At 72.9% G+C, this 19615-nt stretch carries 15 protein-coding genes and 2 pseudogenes; 10 read left to right on the forward strand and 7 right to left on the reverse strand.

Annotation, left to right across the window (positions count from 1 at the left end; genetic code table 11):
* Positions 1–527 precede the first annotated feature (527 nt).
* Together M2163_RS36120 and M2163_RS36125 are read right to left on the reverse strand one after the other, a co-directional pair.
* Entirely contained in the window at positions 528–1136 is a 609-nt protein-coding gene (locus tag M2163_RS36120; RefSeq protein WP_280896072.1) for a DUF2064 domain-containing protein, read from the reverse strand.
* A complete protein-coding gene (locus M2163_RS36125; protein ID WP_280896073.1) occupies positions 1133–1843 on the reverse strand; it encodes a glycosyltransferase family 2 protein in 711 nt (236 codons plus the stop codon). Before M2163_RS36125 ends, M2163_RS36120 begins: the two co-directional genes overlap by 4 nt.
* Before the next feature lie 103 nt (positions 1844–1946).
* Here M2163_RS36125 and M2163_RS36130 point away from each other — a divergent pair, with 103 nt between their 5' ends.
* Together M2163_RS36130 and M2163_RS36135 are read left to right on the forward strand one after the other, a co-directional pair.
* Positions 1947–2678: a response regulator transcription factor gene (locus M2163_RS36130; RefSeq protein WP_280896074.1), complete on the forward strand. Its 732-nt coding sequence runs from the start codon at positions 1947–1949 to the stop codon at positions 2676–2678.
* A gap of 3 nt (positions 2679–2681) precedes the next feature.
* Positions 2682–3794 (forward strand): HAMP domain-containing sensor histidine kinase, encoded by a 1113-nt coding sequence (locus tag M2163_RS36135; RefSeq protein ID WP_280848717.1) that lies wholly within the window; start codon positions 2682–2684, stop codon positions 3792–3794.
* A gap of 86 nt (positions 3795–3880) precedes the next feature.
* Here the strand turns inward: M2163_RS36135 and M2163_RS36140 are convergent, their stop codons facing one another.
* From M2163_RS36140 to M2163_RS36150, 3 genes and pseudogenes are all read right to left on the reverse strand, one after another.
* The gene (locus tag M2163_RS36140) at positions 3881–4882 is read right to left on the reverse strand and encodes an NAD-dependent epimerase/dehydratase family protein (protein ID WP_280896075.1); all 1002 of its coding nucleotides are present in this window, start codon (positions 4880–4882) and stop codon (positions 3881–3883) included.
* A gap of 52 nt (positions 4883–4934) precedes the next feature.
* A pseudogene (locus M2163_RS36145) lies at positions 4935–6384 on the reverse strand (HAMP domain-containing sensor histidine kinase).
* Positions 6381–7080: pseudogene (locus M2163_RS36150) on the reverse strand (response regulator transcription factor). Before M2163_RS36150 ends, M2163_RS36145 begins: the two co-directional pseudogenes overlap by 4 nt.
* Positions 7081–7231: 151 nt before the next feature.
* Here M2163_RS36150 and M2163_RS36155 point away from each other — a divergent pair.
* From M2163_RS36155 to M2163_RS36165, 3 genes are read left to right on the forward strand one after another with little or no spacing between them, the layout of a single operon-like run.
* Positions 7232–8572, forward strand: a complete 1341-nt coding sequence (locus M2163_RS36155; RefSeq protein WP_280896076.1) for a ferredoxin reductase family protein — start codon at positions 7232–7234, stop codon at positions 8570–8572.
* Positions 8573–8582: 10 nt separating this feature from the next.
* On the forward strand, positions 8583–9281 hold the full coding sequence (locus tag M2163_RS36160; protein WP_280896077.1) for an FMN-binding protein: 699 nt from the start codon (positions 8583–8585) through the stop codon (positions 9279–9281).
* 8 nt (positions 9282–9289) lie between these two features.
* Entirely contained in the window at positions 9290–10012 is a 723-nt protein-coding gene (locus M2163_RS36165) for an FAD:protein FMN transferase (RefSeq protein WP_280848712.1), read from the forward strand.
* 66 nt (positions 10013–10078) lie between these two features.
* Here M2163_RS36165 and M2163_RS36170 read toward each other — a convergent pair whose 3' ends face one another.
* On the reverse strand, positions 10079–12088 hold the full coding sequence (locus M2163_RS36170) for a glycosyltransferase family 39 protein (RefSeq protein WP_280896078.1): 2010 nt from the start codon (positions 12086–12088) through the stop codon (positions 10079–10081).
* Between the two features lie 695 nt (positions 12089–12783).
* On the opposite strand from M2163_RS36170, the gene M2163_RS36175 reads away from it, so the two are divergent.
* Positions 12784–13605, forward strand: coding sequence for a zeta toxin family protein (locus M2163_RS36175; protein ID WP_280896079.1), 822 nt, complete (start codon positions 12784–12786; stop codon positions 13603–13605).
* A 4-nt stretch (positions 13606–13609) separates the two neighbouring features.
* Here the strand turns inward: M2163_RS36175 and M2163_RS36180 are convergent, their stop codons facing one another.
* Positions 13610–13957 (reverse strand): hypothetical protein, encoded by a 348-nt coding sequence (locus M2163_RS36180; protein WP_280896080.1) that lies wholly within the window; start codon positions 13955–13957, stop codon positions 13610–13612.
* Positions 13958–14244: 287 nt separating this feature from the next.
* Here M2163_RS36180 and M2163_RS36185 point away from each other — a divergent pair, with 287 nt between their 5' ends.
* From M2163_RS36185 to M2163_RS36200, 4 genes are all read left to right on the forward strand, one after another.
* Positions 14245–16977, forward strand: a complete 2733-nt coding sequence (locus M2163_RS36185) for an ATP/GTP-binding protein (RefSeq protein ID WP_280896081.1) — start codon at positions 14245–14247, stop codon at positions 16975–16977.
* A 142-nt stretch (positions 16978–17119) separates the two neighbouring features.
* Positions 17120–18250, forward strand: coding sequence for an ABC transporter ATP-binding protein (locus tag M2163_RS36190; RefSeq protein WP_280896082.1), 1131 nt, complete (start codon positions 17120–17122; stop codon positions 18248–18250).
* Positions 18247–18936, forward strand: a complete 690-nt coding sequence (locus tag M2163_RS36195; RefSeq protein ID WP_280848706.1) for an ABC transporter permease subunit — start codon at positions 18247–18249, stop codon at positions 18934–18936. Before M2163_RS36190 ends, M2163_RS36195 begins: the two co-directional genes overlap by 4 nt.
* Positions 18933–19601 (forward strand): ABC transporter permease, encoded by a 669-nt coding sequence (locus tag M2163_RS36200; RefSeq protein ID WP_280848705.1) that lies wholly within the window; start codon positions 18933–18935, stop codon positions 19599–19601. The genes M2163_RS36195 and M2163_RS36200 overlap by 4 nt, the downstream gene beginning before the upstream one ends.
* The last annotated feature ends 14 nt before the right edge of the window (positions 19602–19615 follow it).

A 19615-nucleotide genomic window follows, 5' to 3' on the forward strand; every position in this document is an offset into this window, starting at 1 on the left:
CGCCCAGGGGCGTGGGTTGTCAGGTTCCCCGCCGGGTCCGATCCCGCCTGTCCGGGGGCGGCGGTTGCCGGATTCCCCGGCGGGTCTGATCTGGTCCGTCCGGGGGTGCGGGTTGCCGGATTCCCCACCGGCTCCGACCGCGTCCGCCCAGGGGCGTGGGCTGTCAGGTTCCCCGGCGGGTCCGATCCGGTCCGCCTGGGGGTGTGGGTCGCCGGGTTCCCCACCGGGTCCGACCCAGCCCGTCCGGGGGCGCGGGTTGCCGGGAGGCCCGCCGGGTCCGATCCCGTCCGTCCGCGGGCGTGGGTCGCCGGGGTCCCCGGCGGGTCCGATCCCGGCCGCCCGCGGGTGCGGGCCGCCGGGTCCAGGCCCGTCCGCCTCCGCTGCGTTCGCCGCCCCGTCGTCCGGCCGGTACCCCGGCGCGTCCGGACGGCTCTCGTCCGCCCCGGACCCGGCGGCCGGCTCGCTGTCCGGGCATGCGGGTGGGGTGGCCGCCGCGGTACGGGGTGCGACGCCGGCGCGCAGCCCCCTCATCGCGGCACCCCCGTGAGCCGGGCCAGCTCGGCCGCGAACCGTCCGTGCGGGGCCGCCCGGGCGACCAGTTCCGCGTCGGACGCCGTGTCCACGTCCCGCAGCGGCGGCAGCTCGCGCACCCGCAGGCCGGTCAGGCGGGCCCGCTGGGCCGCTCCCGTGCCGGGGGTCGACATCGGGACCCCGCGCAGCCGGGACGGGTCCGGTTCGGCCAGGCCCAGCGCCCAGAAGCCACCGTCCTCGGCGGGCCCGAAGTACGCGTCGCAGTCGGTGAAGTCGACCGTGAGCAGCTCGGGCGTCACCTGGGGTGTGTCCATGCCGATGAGCAGGGCCGGCCCGTCGCAGCCCGCGAAGGCCGAGGCCAGCCGCTCGTCGAGGCCGCCCGGACACTGCCGTACGACCTCGAAACCCGGCGGCAGCCAGGGGCCCGGTGTGCCCTCCAGGACCAGGACCCGGCGCCGGGCCGGGGTGCGGGCCACCACGTCGAGGGTGTCCGCGAGGGACGCCTCGGCCAGCGCGGCCGCCTGCCCGGGCGTGAACGGCGGGGTGAGCCGGGTCTTGACCCGCCCCGGCCTCGGCTCCTTGGCGATGACGAGCAGCGTGGTCACACCCGCACCCCCGTCCCGGAGGCGGAGAGGACCTGGCTCATGTCCCGCACCGCCTGCCACGTGCCCCGCCAGGTGCCCGTCACCTTGGAGGCACCGGTCCGCGGGCGGTACGGCACGTCGTGCTCGGCGATCCGCCAGCCCGCGTCGGCCGCCCGCACCACCATCTCCAGCGGATAGCCGCTGCGCCGGTCCGTGAGGCCGAGGGCGAGCAACGGTTCACGCCGGGCGGCCCGCAGCGGCCCCAGGTCATGCAGCCGCAGACCGGTGCGGCGGCGCAGCAGCCGGGCGAGCGCGAGGTTGCCCGCGCGGGCGTGCGCCGGCCAGGCACCGCGGGTCTGCGGACGGCGCCGGCCGAGCACGAGGTCCGCCTCACCGGCCAGCACCTCGGCGACGAACGGCACCAGGTCCGACGGGTCCAGCGAGGCGTCGCAGTCGCAGAAGCACACGACGTCGGCCGTGGCCGCGGTCAGTCCCGCATGGCAGGCGGCGCCGAAGCCGCGCCGCTCCTCGCGGACGACGGTCGCGCCGAGAGCGCGGGCGATGCCGGCCGAGCCGTCCGAGGAGCCGTTGTCCACGACGAGCGCGCGCCAGCCGGGCGGGATGCGTTCCAGCACCCACGGCAGGGCCCCGGCCTCGTCCAGGCAGGGCAGCACGACGTCCACGGACGCCGCCGGTTCGTTCACTGAAGGGGTCGTCACGACGTTCACCCTACGAACGCAGAACGGACAAACCGGACTCCGGCTCCTTACGAAACAAGGACGTCGTAGCCCGTCCGCGGCACATTCGCGCGCGCGGTGCGAGGCTGGCGGCATGGAGCAGCAGCAGTACGCACAGACCCGGCGCCGGGTCCTCGTCGTCGACGACGACCCCACCGTCGCCGAGGTGGTCTCCGGCTACCTCGACCGGGCCGGATACCTCGTGGACCGGGCCGCCGACGGCCCCGACGCCCTCGCCCGCGCCGCCGCGCACCGCCCGGACCTCGTCGTCCTCGACCTGATGCTGCCCGGCATGGACGGCCTGGAGGTGTGCCGCCGGATGCGGGGGCGCGGGCCCGTCCCGGTCATCATGCTCACCGCCCGCGGCGACGAGGACGACCGCATCCTGGGTCTGGAGGTCGGCGCCGACGACTACGTCACCAAGCCCTTCAGCCCCCGCGAACTGGTCCTGCGCGTCGAGTCCGTGCTGCGCCGCTCCCGCCCCGCCCAGCAGGCCGGTCACCTGGGCGCCGCCGGCCTCTCGCTGGACCCGACGGCCCGCCGCGCCCTCAAGGACGGCACCGAACTCGCCCTCACCGTCCGGGAGTTCGACCTCCTGGCCTTCTTCCTCAGGCACCCCGGCCGGGTCTTCAGCCGGGAGGATTTGATGCGCGAGGTGTGGGGCTGGGACTTCGGCGACCTGTCGACCGTCACCGTCCATGTGCGCCGGCTCCGCGGCAAGGTCGAGGACGACCCCGCCAGGCCCCGCCTGATCCAGACCGTGTGGGGCGTCGGCTACCGCTTCGACGGCTCCCCGGAGTCCGACGGCTCCCCGACGGAGGTGTGACCCGTGCGCGACACCCTCCTCATCGCCCTCTACGCCTTCCTCGGCGCCGTCGCCGCCGGACTCCTCGGCGCCTGGGTGCTGCTGCTGGTCCGGCGCCGCTCGCTCTCCCTGCACCTGACCGTGGTCGCCGCCGTCGGCGTCACCGCGATGCTGGCCGGCACCCTCGCGGTCGCCCAGGCGATGTTCCTGTCCGGGCACGACCTGCGGGTCGTCACCACCGTCGTCCTGATGGCCGCCGTGGTCTCGCTGGCCACCGCCCTGCTGCTGGGCCGCTGGGTCGCCGCCCGCAGCCGGGCCCTCGCGCTCGCCGCCCGCTCCTTCGGCGACGGCGGCGACTTCACCTCGCCCGGCGGCCCCACCACCGCAGAACTCGAAGCCCTCAGTCGGGAGTTGGAGGCCACCAGCGCCAAACTCGCCGAGTCCAGGGAGCGGGAGCGCGCCCTGGAGTCCTCCCGGCGCGAACTCGTCGCCTGGATCTCCCACGACCTGCGCACCCCGCTCGCCGGACTGCGCGCGATGTCCGAGGCCCTGGAGGACGGCGTCGCCGCCGACCCCGCCCGCTATCTGCGGCAGATCCGCACCGAGGTGGAACGCCTCAACGACATGGTCGGCGACCTCTTCGAGCTCTCCCGCATCCACGCGGGGGCGCTGGCGCTGAGCCCGAGCCGGATCTCCCTGTACGACCTCGTCTCGGACGCCCTCGCGGGCGCCGACCCGCTGGCCCGCGAGTACGGCGTACGGCTGGTCGGCGACCGGGTGGCGGCCGTGCCGGTCGAGGTGGACGGCAAGGAGATGAGCCGTGTGCTCGGCAACCTCCTCGTCAACGCCATCCGCCGCACCCCCGCCGACGGCACGGTCGCGGTGGCCGCCGAGCACCGCCCCGAGGGGGTCGTCGTGTCCGTCACGGACGGCTGCGGCGGCATCCCCGAGGAGGACCTGCCCCGTGTCTTCGACACCGGGTGGCGCGGCACCCACGCCCGGACTCCGCCCGCCGGGGCGGGACTCGGCCTCGCGATCGTCCGGGGCATCGTGGAGGCCCACGCGGGCCGCGCCACCGTACGCAACGTGCCGGGCGGCTGCCGCTTCGAGGTGGTGCTGCCGTCGGCGGCTACCTGAAAGCGCCGCCCACCGCCGCTGAGCACCATGGTGGTGCCGCCCGTGGCCGCTTTCCTTCACGGGCGGCACCACCGGTCCACCGCGGGCTACGCGTCCCGCATCCCGGCGCCCGCGAACTCCCGCATCCCCTCGGCGAATCCGACCTCCGCCTTCCACCCCAGCTCCGCCCGCAGCCGTGCCGAGTCCGCCGTGATGTGCCGTACGTCCCCGAGGCGGTACTCGCCGGTGACCACCGGCTCGGGACCGCCGTACGCCTCGGCGAGCGCGCGGGCCATCTCGCCCACCGTGTGCGGCTCCCCGCTCCCGGTGTTGTACGACGTGAGCACCCCGTCCGCCGAACCCGCCTCCAGCGCCGCCACGTTGGCCGCGGCCACGTCCCGCACATGGACGAAGTCCCGGCGCTGACCGCCGTCCTCGAAGACGCGCGGGGCCTCGCCGCGGGCGAGCGCGGAGCGGAAGAAGGAGGCGACCCCGGCGTACGGGGTGTCGCGGGGCATGCCGGGGCCGTACACGTTGTGGTAGCGCAGTGCCACCGCCGAACCGCCCGTGGCCCGCGCCCAGGACGCGGCCAGGTGCTCCTGGGCGAGCTTGGTCGTCGCGTACACGTTCCGCGGGTCGACCGGGGCGTCCTCGCCGACCAGTCCGGGGGAGAGATCCGCGCCGCACCGCGGGCAGAGCGGCTCGAAGCGCCCCGCGTCCAGGTCGGCCACCGCACGCGGACCCGGTCGTACGGTCCCGTGCCGCGGGCAGGTGTAGCGGCCCTCGCCGTACACGACCATCGAACCGGCCAGCACCAGCCGACGGACCCCGAGTCCGGCCATCGCGGCGAGCAGGACCGCGGTACCGACGTCGTTGTGCGAGACGTACCGCGGGGCGTCGGCGAAGTCCACGCCCAGGCCGACCACGGCCGCCTGGTGGCACACCGCGTCCACGCCGGTCAGGGCGCGGCGGACGGCGTCGGCGTCCCGTACGTCGGACGCCGGGTCGGTCCGCAGGTCGAACAGGAGGGGCTCGTGGCCGTGTGCCACGAGCGCCTCGACGATCCGGGACCCGATGAAACCGGCACCGCCGGTGACCAGTACGCGCATGCCCTCACGCTAGGGCCGGGAGCGGCCAGGACCACCGGGCCGCGCCCGCACGTCACGGCTTCGTAAGACTCAGCGGCAGCGACACCGTGAACACGGTGGCCCCCGGCTCGCTGTCCAGCCCGATCGTGCCGCCGTGCGCCCGGACCAGGGAGCTCGCCACCGCGAGGCCGAGGCCGCTGCCGCCCCGGTCCCGGCTGCGGGCCTTGTCGACGCGGTAGAAGCGGTCGAAGACCCGCTCCCGGTCGGCGGCCGGGATGCCGGGACCCGCGTCCGCGATCCGCACCCGGGCCTGCCCGTCCCGTACCCGTACCCCCACCGACACCGCGGTGCCCGCCGGGGTGTGCACGGCCGCGTTGGTGAGGAGGTTGTCGAGGACCTGGCGCACCCGCTGCGGGTCGAGGCGCAGCTTCAGGGCCTGCGGGGCCCTGCTCGACGGTCAGCGGATGGTCCGGGTGGCTCGCGCGGAACGCGTCGGCCGCGTGCTCCACCAGCTCCACCAGATCCACCTCGACCGGCCTGAGCGGGGTCTCCACCTCGGCCGCGTCCAGCCGGGCGAGCAGCAGCAGGTCGTCCAGCAGGAAGCCCATGCGGGCGGCCTCGGCACGCAGCCGGGCCAGGTGCTTGTCCCGCTCCTCGGGGGCGTTCGCGGCGGCGTACTGGAAGAGGTCCGCGTAGCCCCGTACGGACATCAGGGGCGTGCGCAGCTCGTGCGAGGCGTCCGCGACGAACCGGCGCAGCCGCTGCTCGGCCTCCGCGCGCACCGCGAGCGAGTCGTCGATGTGCTCCAGCATGGTGTTGAACGCCGTCCGCAGCTCCTCGACCTCCGGGCCGCCGCCCCGCTTGTCGGCGCGCAGCGGCAGCCGGGCCGCGGTCTCGGAGAGGTCGTGCGAGGCGATGCCGTGCGCGGTGGACGCCATGGCGCTCAGCGGTTGCAGACCGCGCCGCAGCAGCTTGCGGCCGACCACCACGAGCGCCAGCAGCGCCAGCCCGAACGCGATCACCTGGACCGTGATCAGCCGCCGTACCGTGTCGTCGATGTCGTCCATCGGCGCGGCGCTGACCAGGACCACCCCCGGTTTCACCTCGCAGGCCCGCAGCCGGTACTCGCCGACGCCCGCGATGTGCTCGGTGCGCAGCAGCTCCGTGTGCGCGGCGGTCTGCGCCCCGGCCAGGGCGGTGAAGTCCCCGACGTCCTCCGGCAGGTCGCCGGCGTCCTCGGGCTTGCGGAGCGTGGGGGTGCCGTCCGTCACGTCGTACACGGCGTAGAACCAGCTCCAGTACTTCTTGCCCGAGAGGGTGCCGTAGTCCGCGATGCTCTTGGACTGGGCGATCTGGGCCTGCGCGAGCTGGGTGTCGAGCTGGGCCGACAGATAGTCCCGCATGTACGTCGTCAGCGCGGTGCCCACGACGGCGAACACCACCAGGGCCAGCGCCCCGAGCCCCAGCGCCAGCCGGGTCCCGAGCCGCATCCTCCGGTACGCCGACCGCAGCCGCCGGATCACTCGGCCGCCTGCCGGATGACGTACCCGAAACCCCGGACGGTGTGGATCAGCGGCGCCCTGCCGTCGTCGGGCTCGTCCAGCTTGCGGCGCAGCCGGCTGACGACCAGCTCGACGACGTTGGAGCGGCCGCCGAAGCCGTACTCCCACACGTGGTCGAGGATCTGCGCCTTGGTGAGCACGGTCGGCGACTTGCGCATCAGGTACCGGAGCACCTCGTACTCGGTCGGGGTGAGCGTGAGCAGCTTGTCGCCGCGCCGCACCTCACGGGTGTCCTCGTCCATGCTGAGGTCGGCGACCCGGAGCACCGAGCGCTGGAAGCCGGGCCCGGCGCTGCGCCGCAGCACGGTCCGCAGCCGGGCCATCAGCTCCTCCACCGCGAACGGCTTGACCAGGTAGTCGTCCCCGCCCCGGGTCAGCCCCCGCCACCCGGTCGGCGACCGCGTCCCGCGCGGTCAGGAAGACCACCGGCACCATCGTCCCCGAGCGGCGCAGCCGGTCCAGGACGCCGAAGCCGTCGATGTCCGGCAGCATCAGGTCGAGCACCACGATGTCGGGACGGAACTCCGCGGCACGGCTCAGCGCCTCCTCGCCGGAGTTCGCGGTGACCGCCTCCCAGCCCTCGTAACGGGCGACCGTCGCCACGAGATCGGCGATCGGCGGGTCGTCGTCCACGACGAGGAGTCGTACTTTTTCCACCCGCTCATAGTGCTTCACAGCGGCCGGAAAGCGGGCGCCGGGGGAGTCCCGGGACCACATCGATAACCTCTTGAAAGTTGTACGACAGCTGATCGACAGCTACCGCCGGGGAAGCTCGGTAACCCAGGCCCCGATCAAGGAGCTCCCTGACGTGACGACCGTCCAATCGCCCCCTGCGCCCCCCACGGCGATCAAACGCCCCAGGGTGGTGGCCCGCACCGGGCTCTGTGCCGTGCTGGCCGCCAACGCGGCCGTTGTGGCCTGGTTCTTCGCCCAGGCCGGCTTCGCCTCCAACGCGCTCATCGTGCTCGGCCGTCTCACCGGCCTGTACGCCGCGCTCGTCATGGCCTTCCAGCTGGTCCTGGTGGCCCGGCTGCCCTGGCTGGACCGCCGCATCGGCATGGACCGGCTGACCTCCTGGCACCGCTGGACCGGCTTCGCCCTTCTGTGGACGCTCCTCGCGCACGTCGTCTTCATCGCCTTCGGCTACGCCCAGGGCACCGACGTGGGCCCGATCGGCGAGATCGTCGACCTCGCCGAGACCACCGAGGGCGTGCTCCGCGCGGTCGTCGCGTTCTTCCTGATCCTGGTGGTGGGCGCGGTCTCCGCCCGCTACGCCCGGCGCCGTCTCGCCTACGAGACCTGGCACTTCATCCACCTGTACACCTACGTCGCCGTGGTCCTCGCCTTCACCCACCAGGTCGCCGTCGGCACCACCTTCACCTCCTCGTCCGCCGCCACCGCCTACTGGTACGGCGTCTGGGGCGTCGCGCTCGGCTCGGTCGTCCTGGGCCGCGCGGTGCTCCCGCTGTGGCGCAACGGGCGCCACCGGTTCCGGGTCACCGCGGTCGTCCCCGAGAGCGACAACGTGGTCTCGGTCTACATCAGCGGCAAGGACCTCGACCGGCTCCCCGCCCGCGCGGGCCAGTTCTTCCTGTGGCGCTTCCTGACCGCCGACCGCTGGTGGCAGGCCAACCCCTTCTCCCTGTCCGCCGCACCCGACGGCAGGACACTGCGCCTGACCGCCAAGGCGGCCGGCGAGGGCAGCGCCGCCCTGAGGCACCTCAAGGTCGGCACCCGCGTCTTCGCCGAGGGCCCCTACGGCGCCTTCACCGCCCTGCACCGCACCCGCCCCGAGTCCGTGCTGATCGCGGGAGGCGTCGGCGTCACCCCGATCCGGGCCCTCCTGGAGGAGGTGCACGGCCACGCCGTCGTCATCTACCGCGTCGGCTCCGACCGGGACGCCGTCCTCTACGACGAGCTGCGCGAGCTCGCGCTCGCCAAGGGCGCCGAACTCCACCTGGTCACCGGCCCGCCCGTGCCCGACAGGCTGGCGGCGGGCGAACTGGCCCGGCTCGTGCCCGACATCGCCGACCGGGACGTCTTCCTGTGCGGACCGCCCCCGATGATGAAGGCGGTCCTGGGCAGCCTGCGCGAGCTGGACGTGCCCGGGCCGCAGATCCACTTCGAGCGCTTCAGCCTGGCGGGATGAGGAACTGACCGTGAAACGAGCCATACCCGTCGTCGTCCTGAGCATCGCGGGCCTGGTCCCCGTGTGGCTGTACCAGCCCTCGGCCGGCACCTCCACCGCCCAGGCCACCACCCCCGCGCCCACGACCTCCTCCGCCGGGACGTCCGGCACGAACGTCGTCACGACCACGACGATCGACACGGAGAAGGGACCTGTGCAGCTCCAGGTGACCTTCGCCGGCACGAAGATCACCGCCGTGAAGCTGCTCCAGCAGCCCGACCACCCGCAGACCGAGGCCGCCGTGCCGAAGCTGGTCGCGGAGACCCTCCAGGCGCAGAGCGCGGACATCGACACCGTCTCCGGTGCCACGATCACCAGCGAGGCGTACAAGAAGTCCCTCCAGGCGGCGATCGACGACAACGCGAAGACGGCGTCGGCGGCCTCGTCGTCCCCGTCCGCGTCCGCGCAGTCCTCCCGGACCGTCGACGGCACCGCGGTCGACACCGAGAAGGGCACCGTCCAGGTCCAGGTGACCTTCGAGGGCGACGAGATCAGCGCCGTGAGGATGCTCCAGCAGCCGAACCACCCGCAGACCACCGCGGCCGTGCCGAAGCTGGTCGCGGAGACCCTCCAGGCGCAGAGCGCGGACATCGACACCGTCTCCGGTGCGACCATCACCAGTGACGGCTACAAGGAGTCCCTCCAGGCCGCGATCGACGCGAAGGGCTGATCTCTCCGATGCACCGCGTCGAACACGTCATGGGTTTCCCGGTCTCGCTCCGGGTCGACGACGAGCACGTCCCCGAGTCCGCCGCGGACGCGGTCTTCGGGTGGCTGCGCGAGGCCGACGCCCGGTTCAGCCCGTTCAAGGAGGACAGCGAGGTCTCGCGGTACGACCGGGGCGAGCTGTCCGCCGCCGACCTGAGCGCGGACCTGCGCGAGATCCTGGCCCTGTGCGAGCACTACCGGGTCGCCACCGGCGGCGCCTTCGACGTACGGCCACCCGGCCGCCGGCTCGATCCCTGCGCGGTGGTCAAGGGCTGGTCGGTGCAGCGGGCGGCGGAGCTGCTCGGGGCGGCCGGAGCGACCCGCTTCGTCCTCAACGCCGGCGGCGACGTGGTCACCGCGGGCGGCCCCTGGCGGGTGGGCGTACGGCACCCCGAGCACGCCGACAAGCTGTGCACGGTGCTCTCCCTCACCGACGGGGCGGTGGCCACCTCCGCCCGCTACGAGCGCGGCGACCACATCCTCGACGCCCGCACCGGCCGCCCGGCGACCGGCCTGCTCAGCCTGACGGTCGTGGCGGCGACGCTGACGGAAGCCGACTCGGTCGCCACGGCGGCCTTCGCCCTCGGCCCCGAGGGCGTCGACTGGGCGGCCTCCCTGGACGGCTGCGAGGTCTTCGCGGTGGACGCGGAACGACGGGTGCTGCGCACGCCCGGCTTTCCCGCGGCGGCCTGAACGGACACCGGCGAGGGCGGGCCACCGGTCGTCCACCGGCGGCCCGCCCGCTGTGCCGCGTGGGTGTCAGCCGACGTCGGAGGCGTCCAGGCGGTACAGGCCGCTGTAGGCGCTCACCGCCGTGCCGTTCTTCTCGACCCAGGCGGAGATCGCGGAGTCCGAGGACCCCTGGCCGCTGTCGCCGACGACGATGTAGTGCAGCTTGCCGGACTTCACGAGGCTCTTGAGCTTGGCGAGGGTCATGGCGTTGTCGGACCCCGACCAGCCGCCCATGGAGATCACCGGCTCACCGGACTCCAGGATGATCGAGGAGGCGGTCTGGTCGGTGGCCACCGCGACCAGCCAGCCGGCCCCGTCCTGGTGCTTCTTCAGGTACGAGATCATCGCGGAGGACACCTGCGTGCCGCCCATGCCTCCGCCGTCGCGGCCGGTGCCGGACGGGGCGTCGCCCGACGGCGGCCGGCCCGTGGACTGGCTGTCGGAGCTGCTCGTGCTGCCGCCCGGGCCGCCGCTGCCGCTCGGGCGCTGCCCTCCGCCCATGCCACCGGTGCTCGGACCGGCCGTCGGATTGGTGCCGTTGGTGCTGGAGGCCGCCGCCGACACCGAGTACGCGGCGGGACCGGCGAGCAGGGCGACGACCGCGGCGAGGGCCGCGAGGCCCGTCAGCCGCTGCCGCCGGGTGAACCGGCCGAGCAGCAGCCCGATCACCGCGACCGCGCCCGCGACGCCGGCCACGACCTCGGCGACCGTGTACAGCGTCCCGGAGCCGGAGACCCGCTGGAGCAGGACCACCGCCCACACCGTGCTGACCGCGATCGCGGCAGGCAGCACCCAGCCCCACTTGGCCGCCGAACCCTCCCGGAAGGCCCGGTGGAGCAGCACCGCGCCGATACCGGCGAGGGCCGCGAGGCCGGGTGCCATGGCGGTGACGTAGTACGGGTGGAAGGTGCCCTCGGCGAGCGCGAAGGTCAGGTAGTGCAGGACGAACCAGCCGCCCCACAGCAGCAGCGCCGCCCGCTGGGCGTCCGTGCGGGGCGCCCGGCCCCGCAGCACCAGACCGCCGATCAGTGCGATGATCGCGAAGGGGATCAGCCAGGAGATCTGGCCGCCCATGATGCTGTTGAACAGGCGGTCGAGCCCCGCCTCACCGCCGAAGCTCGCGCCGTTGCCCTGCGAGCCGACCGAGGAACTCGCCCCGAAGATCCGGCCGAAGCCGTTGTAGCCGATGACCAGGTCCCACACGGTGTTGTCGGTGGAGCCGCCGATGTACGGACGCGAGGAGGCGGGGACGAGGTCGACGACCACCATCCACCAGGCGCTGGAGACGACCAGGGCGAGGGTGGCGACGGCGAGGTTGCGGACACGCCTGCCCAGGCCGGTGCGCGCGGCCCACAGGTAGACCAGGGAGAAGGCCGGCAGGACGACGTACGCCTGCATCATCTTCGTGTTGAACGCGAAACCGATCGCGACCCCCGACCAGACCAGCGGCATCAGCCGGCCGGTGCGCACGGCCTTCGTCAGCGCGGCCGCGCCGAGCAGCATCAGGAAGACCAGCACCGGGTCGGGGTTGGTGTCCCGGTTGATCGCGACCGTGATGGGCGTGAGGGTGAGCGCGAGCGCCGCGATCGTGGCCGCGACGGCGCCGAAGTCCCGCCTGACCATGCGGTACAGCAGGGCCACCGAACCGGTGCCGACCGCGACCATCGGCAGCATCAGCTGCCAGGTTCCGTACCCGAACGCGCGGGCGGAGAGACCCATGACCCACAGGGCGAACGGCGGTTTGTCGACCGTGATGAAGCTGCCCGAGTCCAGCGCGCCGAAGAAGAACGCCTTCCAGCTCCTGGTGCCGGAGTAGACGGCCGCGTCGTAGAAGGTGTTGCCGGTGAGGGACGACAGGTTCCAGGCGTACAGCGCCGCGGCCAGCACCAGGATCGCCCAGAGCGCGGGGCGGGCCCAGCGGGGGTCCTGCGGGGCACCGGTGAACATCCTGCGCAGCCGGCTGCTCGTGGCGGGCGGCGCGGCCCGGTGCCTGCCGTCCTGGGCGGTCGGCGCGGGCGGTGGGGCGAGGGTCGTCATGGCACGTACTCCAGGTCTCCGAGCGGTGGTCGTCCTGACCATCGAGCCCGGTGCTGGGCGGTTCCTGTGCCCTCGCTGAACGCGGGATGAGAACCAGCGGACTCACAGGACGCCCACAGTCGTTTCGCCCCGTATGCCAAGGAAACGCCGCGTCCTGTGAATTCAAGTGCGGGTGTCCGAGGTGTGAGAGCTTCGCTCCGCGCGGGATCGGATCGAGTGCGGCAGGCGGTATTGAGGTCTTTCCGGAGAATGCGGTCGGTGCCGGTGCGCGGAAACAATTCCGGTCGGCCCGGATGTCCCGAACAGTCCCGGTCCTCGGGGCGCATGTCGGAGCGTCAGGGGGCGTGCGTGTCACCGTGCGCCCCTCGGGCAACCACCCGATCGAGGGACTTGAACCGTCGGATGAAAGCGCATTCCGAACGATCCGGACCGCTGAATTCCGCGCCGGGGACGCCTTGTTGCCGTACCAGCATGCGGACCCCTGAACAGGGGCGTTGCGCAGGGGGCAGCAACGGCGGAAGATGCTTGGTGAGACGCTCGGGGAGCGATTGACGCGAGTGACGCGTCCTGTGCGACTGTCGTCTTGGCTTCTGAATACGCTTCGGCCCGGAAAAGCAAGGATCGAGGTTCACTTGGAGAGCGTGCGTCGCGTCGGGCGTGACGGAGAACCTCGGATCGAGCTTTCCGAAGAGGAAATGACGGAGATTTTCGAGGACATCAGACGAACTCGCCTGACCGATGTCCCGGAGTGCCCGAATCCCGAGAGCGTGTGGGTCCTCTCCCAGCCGGGCGGCGGCAAGTCCCGGAGCGTGCGCCGCTGGCCGCCCGCTCTGCCGGGCTGCCGGCCGCTGCGCATCGTCGGCGACGACTTCAAGGCCTTCCACCCCTCCTACGAGCCACTGCTGGCGCGCTGCCACCGCACCGCCGGCCAGCGGATCCGGCCCTACTACCAGACCTGGCAGGCCTGGACCGAGGAGTTCGTGCGCAAACTCCGGGGCGACGCCGTCATCGAGTCGGCCCCCGGCTCCGCCGAGCAGTTCCTGGACTCGGTCGCCCCGTTCCGCGAGGCGGGCTACGGCACCCGGCTCGACGCCGTGGCCACGCGGCCCGCGGACAGCCGACTGGGGACGGCCGTCCGCTATCTCCGCACAGCCGGTCCGGACCGGCTGCTGCCGGCCCGGTTCACGACCGCCGCCGGACACGACCAGTGCGTCACTGCGCTCGCCGCCTCGGTGCGCGCGGCTGAACAGGAGGCCGCCGTCGACCAGGTGCGGGTCCGGCGCCCCGACGGCACCCTGCTCTACGAGGCGCGGCGCGGGCCGGACGGATTCGAGCGGCCCGGCGCCCTCGCGGCGCTCGAGGCCGAATGGAACCGCCCGTACACCGACGCGGAGGCCACGGGGTTCGTCGGCGATCTGGTGTGGCTGCACAGACGCTTGCCGGAGTACCGGGAGGAACTGCGCGAGATCGGGGAGCGGGCTCTGCCCCTGCTGCCCGCGGGCCTGCGCCTGCCGTGAGGGCCTAGCAGCCGCCCTCCGCGCCGCTCAGCCCCCGATAGCGTTCGCCGTAGGTCTCGGCCACCCGCGCGATGCGCGCTTCGTCCGCCGCATCGAGGGCCCGCTGGTCGGCCACGCACTCCAGACGCGCGGCGATCAGTTCGTCCAGGCGTCGGCGATCGGGCGACGCCGAACGTCGCTCGGACTGAATGGACCTGGTGTACCAGGCGATCACCAGACGGACGCGTTCCAGCGCCACTTCGTATGCGGCCCCGTCGGAGGGGCGAGGGTCCCCATCGATCACGACGGCCACCTCTGAAGCCGGACCGAGCTGACCCTGACGGGGCCCGGACACCAGCAGTCCGGCAGTCATTCTTAATACCTTGCGGGTAGTGTTCCATACGTTACGGATGTGTGCAGAAGTCTTTGCATTCCCGTCGTCTCCGCCGTTACTCCTGTTCCACGCAAACAGCCACACCACATTTCGCTCCATGCACGCCCCCGTTCGATGGGGTCAGCTTAGGGGCCGTGGAAGGTACCCGCAGCAAGGTGTACCGGTCGGCGGAACATCGATCTACGAGGTGGTTCATGAATGGCCTGATCTCAGGTCGGGGCGCAACCGTTTCCGCAGATAGAATTCCCTCGGCCCTGGGGGGTGGCGTGGGGGATGGCAGGGATCTGCGGACACTCTTCGGTTCGAACGACCGGGAGATTCATGCCGCCGAACAGTTCACCAACCGGCAGGAACAGTGGGAGGCCGTCACGGCCGCCCTGGGCGACCATCTGAGGACCGTCGGCGCACCCGCCTTCGACATCGAGGACCTCGAAACGCCGCGGGACAACGTGCTCGTCTTCCACGGGGTCGGCGGCATCGGCAAGTCGACGCTGTCGAGAAAGGTGGAGGCCGCACTCGCCCACAGCGAGCACCGGCCCGCCCAATGGGGTGCGCCCGTCTGGGGGAACGGCCACCCGCGTGTCCTTCCGGTCCGCATCGACCTGGCCCGTTCGGCCGGAACCGACTTCGAGCGGGTCGTGCTCACGATCCGCCTGGCCCTCGCCGAACTCGGCCGCCCGCTCCCCGCCTTCGATCTGGCCCTGCGCCGCTACTGGGACCAGATCCACCCGGGCGAACCACTGGAGGAGTATCTGCGCCGGGGCGGTCTCGGCCGGCGCTTCGGCAGGGTCGTACCGCAGCAGATGCAGTCGGCGCTGGCCGACATCGCCCAGGCGCTGCTGCTGCCCGGCACGGTCGGCGCAGTGGTCGGGCAGGTCACCGGCGCGCTGGTGCGGGCGCTGCGGGACCACCGGGCCTCGGTGCGTGCACTCGCGGAATGCACCCGGCTGGCCGACTTCCTGGAGGCCGAACCCGACCTCGACTCCCTCGCCTACGCCACCCACCTGCTCGCCTGGGAAATCGCCCGGCTGCCCCGGGGCAGGGCGGTGGTCCCGGTGATCCTGCTGGACACGTTCGAGGACGTCGGCGACCGTGTCCACCGCGATCTGGAGAGGCTGCTCCAGCGCGTCGTGTGGCTCATGCCCAACGCGTTCTTCGTCATCACCGGGCGCAGCCGGCTGCAATGGGCCGACGAGGCCCTGCACGGCCAGCTCGACTGGGCCGGACCGGCCGCCTGGCCGGGCCTGGCGGTGGCCGAGGACCCGGCGGCGGACCCCGACGCACCGCACCCGCCGGGCGGTCCGCCCCCGGGCTCTGCCGGGCGGGCACGGGGTGCCCGGCAGATCCTCGTCGGGGACTTCTCCGCCGAGGACTGCGACGACTACCTCGCCCGGCGGCTGACCCGGGACGGCAACCCGGTCATGGGACCCGAGGTCCGGGCCGTCGTCACCGCGCGCTCCCACGGACTGCCCCTCCACCTCGATCTGGCCGTCCAGCGGTTCCTCGCGATCCGGCGTACCGGGCGCGACCCGCGGCCGGCCGATCTCGACCTCGACTTCCCCGCACTCATCGTCAGGACGCTCAGCGATCTGACCCCCGACGAGCGGCATGTCCTGCGTTCCGTATCCCTCCTGGACAACTTCGACGTGGCACTCGCGTCCCGGGCGGCGGGAATGACCTACGAGTCGGCCGCCCTGCGCATGGTCGAGCGGCCCTTCGTCCGGTTCGATCCGCACGCCGTGTGGCCGTACCACCTGCACGGGGTGATCCGCTCCACCATCCGCACCGCCGGTGACCGGGCGGACGACCGCTGGTCGGAGCGGGACTGGACCCGGGCGGCGGAACGGGCCTTCGAGGCGATCGGTGAGCGCCGGGCCGCCGCACCCGTCCCGGACCGCACGCTGCTGGTGAACTGTCTGCGCCAAGGGCTGCGCCTGGCACGGGACTTCGGCCTCGGCCTCGGCTGGCTCGCCGACGCCGCGTGGGCCTACGTCGGCGACTCGGTGTGGGAGCCGCTCGCCCCGCCCGCCCCCGAGGGGCTCGCCCCGTCCCCTCTGCGCACCGCGGCCGACGCCCTGGTCGAGACGCTCAGCGCGCTCGCCCGCCGCCAGCACGAACACCGCGAGCGAACCGTCGCCCGGCTGACAGCCGTCGTCGACTCAGGGCTGCTGCGCGCGGAGCTGCGCGACATGGCGGTCTACTACCGGGCCAAGGCCCAGCGCGACCTGGGCCGTGCACAGGACTCCCGGGACGGGATGCGCCTGGTCGCCGACGGCGGCGGACGGCTCGCCCCCGCGGCCCGGCGCGGTCTCGCCCACCTGGCCCGCCTCGCCGGGGACTTCCCCACCGCCCTGCGGACCGCCGACACCCTGGGCTGGGCCGGCCGCCACCACCGCATCCTCGGCGACGTCTGGTGGGTGCAGGGCGACATGGCCCGCGCCGCAGCGGCCTACCGGGCCGCCCGCGACGAGGCCGAGGAACACGCCGTCGCCGGGGAACGCGCCACCGCCCAGGCGCACCGGGCCTTCACCCTGGCCTTCACCGACCCCGCCGTCGCCCAGGACGAACTGGACCTCGCCCACCACCTGCTGGTGGGCCTGGACCTGCGGGCCACCCGCCTCACCACTCACATCGCCGCCCTCCTGCGGGACGCGGGCACGGCATCCGCCCAGATCGAGGGCCGCGCCCAGGTCCTGCGCGCCGAGGCGGCCACCGCCGGAATCACCGCCGCCCGGCCGGCGATCGAGCTCGCCCTCGGCTTCCATCACGCGGTCCACGCCGATGAGGTCCGGTTGAACGCGTGCCTCGCGCGCCTGCGGGAGACGGTCCGCGGGGGCGACTACGCCTACTACGGCGACATCGTGTGCTTCATGGCCGGGTGGCCCCTCCCCGACGACGGCCCGTCACGGGCACAGTGGCTCGACGGGCCCGAACGCACTCGCGCCCGCTGGCGGGATCTGGTCACCGCCCGGCGCGCGCTGTACGGCGGAACACCGTGACCACGGGCTCCGCTCGGCCCGTGTCGGCGGCCGGAGTGCCGTTCGAATGTCCGCAACACAAGCGGTCTAGACTCTGCCGGACGGCCTGCAGGACCGGCCGAATGCGGACAGCTTCTGCCAGACCCGAAGGGTATTCGGCGCTTTGATACGGATAGATTCAGTCACCAAGCGGTACCCGGACGGCACGGTGGCGGTCGACCGGCTCTCGTTGGAGATTCCCGACCGCTCGATCACGGTCCTCGTCGGCCCCTCGGGCTGCGGCAAGACGACCACCCTGCGCATGATCAACCGGATGGTCGAACCCAGCGAGGGCACCATCCTGATCGACGGCAAGGACAGCCGGCAGCAGCCGGTCAACACGCTGCGCCGGTCCATGGGCTACGTCATCCAGAACGCCGGTCTCTTCCAGCACCGCACGATCGTCGACAACATCGCCACCGTGCCCCGCATGCTGGGCTGGGGCAAGGAGAAGGCGCGGGCCCGGGCCAGGGAGCTGATGGAGCGGGTCGGGCTCGACGGCTCGCTCGCCAGGCGGTACCCCTACCAGCTGTCCGGCGGCCAGCAGCAGCGCGTCGGCGTGGCGCGGGCGCTCGCCGCCGATCCGCCGGTGCTGCTGATGGACGAGCCGTTCTCGGCCGTCGACCCCATCGTGCGCAAGGGCCTCCAGGACGAACTCCTGCGCATCCAGGACGAGTTGGGCAAGACCATCGTCTTCGTCACCCATGACATCGACGAGGCCGTCAAGATCGGCACGATGGTCGCCGTGCTGCGCACCGGCGGCAAGCTCGCCCAGTACGCGCCGCCCGCCGAGCTGCTCTCCAGCCCCGCCGACGCGTTCGTCGAGGACTTCCTCGGCACCGACCGGGGCATCCGGCGGCTCTCCTTCTTCCCCTCCGCCGGGCTCCGTCTGCTGACCGCCCCGGTCGTGGCCCTCGACGCCTCCGCCGAGCAGATCGCCGCCCGCGGCACGGACGGGGCCCCCTACCTCCTCGTCACGGACATGGACGGCAGGCCCCTCGGCTGGAGCGAGCCCGGGGACCTCACCGCGGGCAGCGTCGACCCGGCCCGGCTGCTGCCGTACGGGCGGCCGTTCGTCGCCGGTACCGACTCGCTGCGGGCCGCCCTGGACTGCGCCGTGCTCTCGCCCACCGGGTGGGCCGTCGGGGTGGACGCCGAGGGACGCGTGGCCGGAGTGGTCTCCCAGCAGACCATCGGCGAGGCGATCCGCGGGGCGCACGCGGAGGGCCGTACGGACATCAAGGTCGGCCCGTGAACGGTTTCTTCGACATCCCGAGCGACCTCCAGCACAGCTGGCTCGGTCTCGTCGGCCTCCACCTCAGGGAGGCCCTGCTGCCGGTCCTCGCCGGCCTCGTGATCGCCCTGCCGCTGTCCCAGCTGTGCGTGCGCTTCCGGTGGCTGTACCCGCCCGTGCTGTGGGTGACGACCGTGCTGTACGCGATCCCCTCACTGGCCTTCTTCGTGGTCCTCATCGACTACACCGGCCAGACCGAGCTCACGGTGATGATCCCGCTCACCGTCTACACGCTCGTCATCCTCGTCCCGGCGATCGTCGACGGCGTCCGTTCGGTGCCGCAGGAGACCCTCGCGGCCGCGACCGCGATGGGCTTCGGACCCGTACGCCGTTACCTCCAGGTCCAGTTGCCGATAGCGGTGCCCGCCATCATCGCCGGACTGCGGGTGGCGACGGTGTCGAGCATCTCCCTCGTCAGCGTCGGCGCCCTCATCGGCAACCAGGGCGCGCTCGGCAACCTCATCAACGACGCCAACATCTACAACCGGCCCGAACTCGCCGTGAACGCCGTGGTGACCATGGCCGTCCTCGCGATCCTCGCCGACGGGCTGCTGGTCGCCGTACGACTGCTCCTGACGCCGTGGATGCCGAGCGGCGCGCGTGCGCGGCGCGCGCAGCGGCCCGAACCGGAGGTCGCCGCCCGGTGAACGTCCTCAACTTCATCAACGCCTTCTTCAGCGACAGCGCGCACTGGCAGGGCTACGACGGGATCCCCACCCGGCTGTGGGAGCACGTCCAGTACACCCTGGAGGCCCTCGCCATCGCCGCGGCGATCGGACTGCCGGTGGGGCTCCTCACCGGGCACTACGGGCGCGGCGGCAACGCGCTGGCCTTCATCGCCGTCGCCGGGCGGGCGCTGCCCACCTTCGGCCTGCTGGTGCTGATGACCCTGTCCCTCGGGTTCGGACTGATCAACGTGATGATCCCGCTGGTCGTCCTCGCCGTGCCGCCCATCCTGGTCACCACCTACGAGGCGATGCGGTCGGTGGATCCCGCGCCGGTGGACGCGGCCCGGGGGATGGGCATGCACGAGGCGGAGGTGCTCTTCCGGGTCGAGCTCCCGGTCGCCCTCCCGCTGATCCTCGGCGGGCTGCGGTCGGCGGCGATCCAGATCGTGTCGACGGCCACGATCGCCGCGTACGTCTCGCTGGGCGGGCTCGGGCGGTACATCGTGGACGGGCTCTACCAGCGCAACTACGAGAAGGTCGTGGGCGGGGCGACGCTGGTCGCCGGGCTGGCGCTGGTCACGCTCGCGGTGTTCTGGGGGATCACCAGGCTGACGGTGTCGCGGGGAGTGCTCAGGAGCAACTAGGCGAAGGACCGGGG

Source organism: Streptomyces sp. SAI-135, assembly GCF_029893805.1.
In the GTDB taxonomy this organism is placed as follows: domain Bacteria; phylum Actinomycetota; class Actinomycetes; order Streptomycetales; family Streptomycetaceae; genus Streptomyces.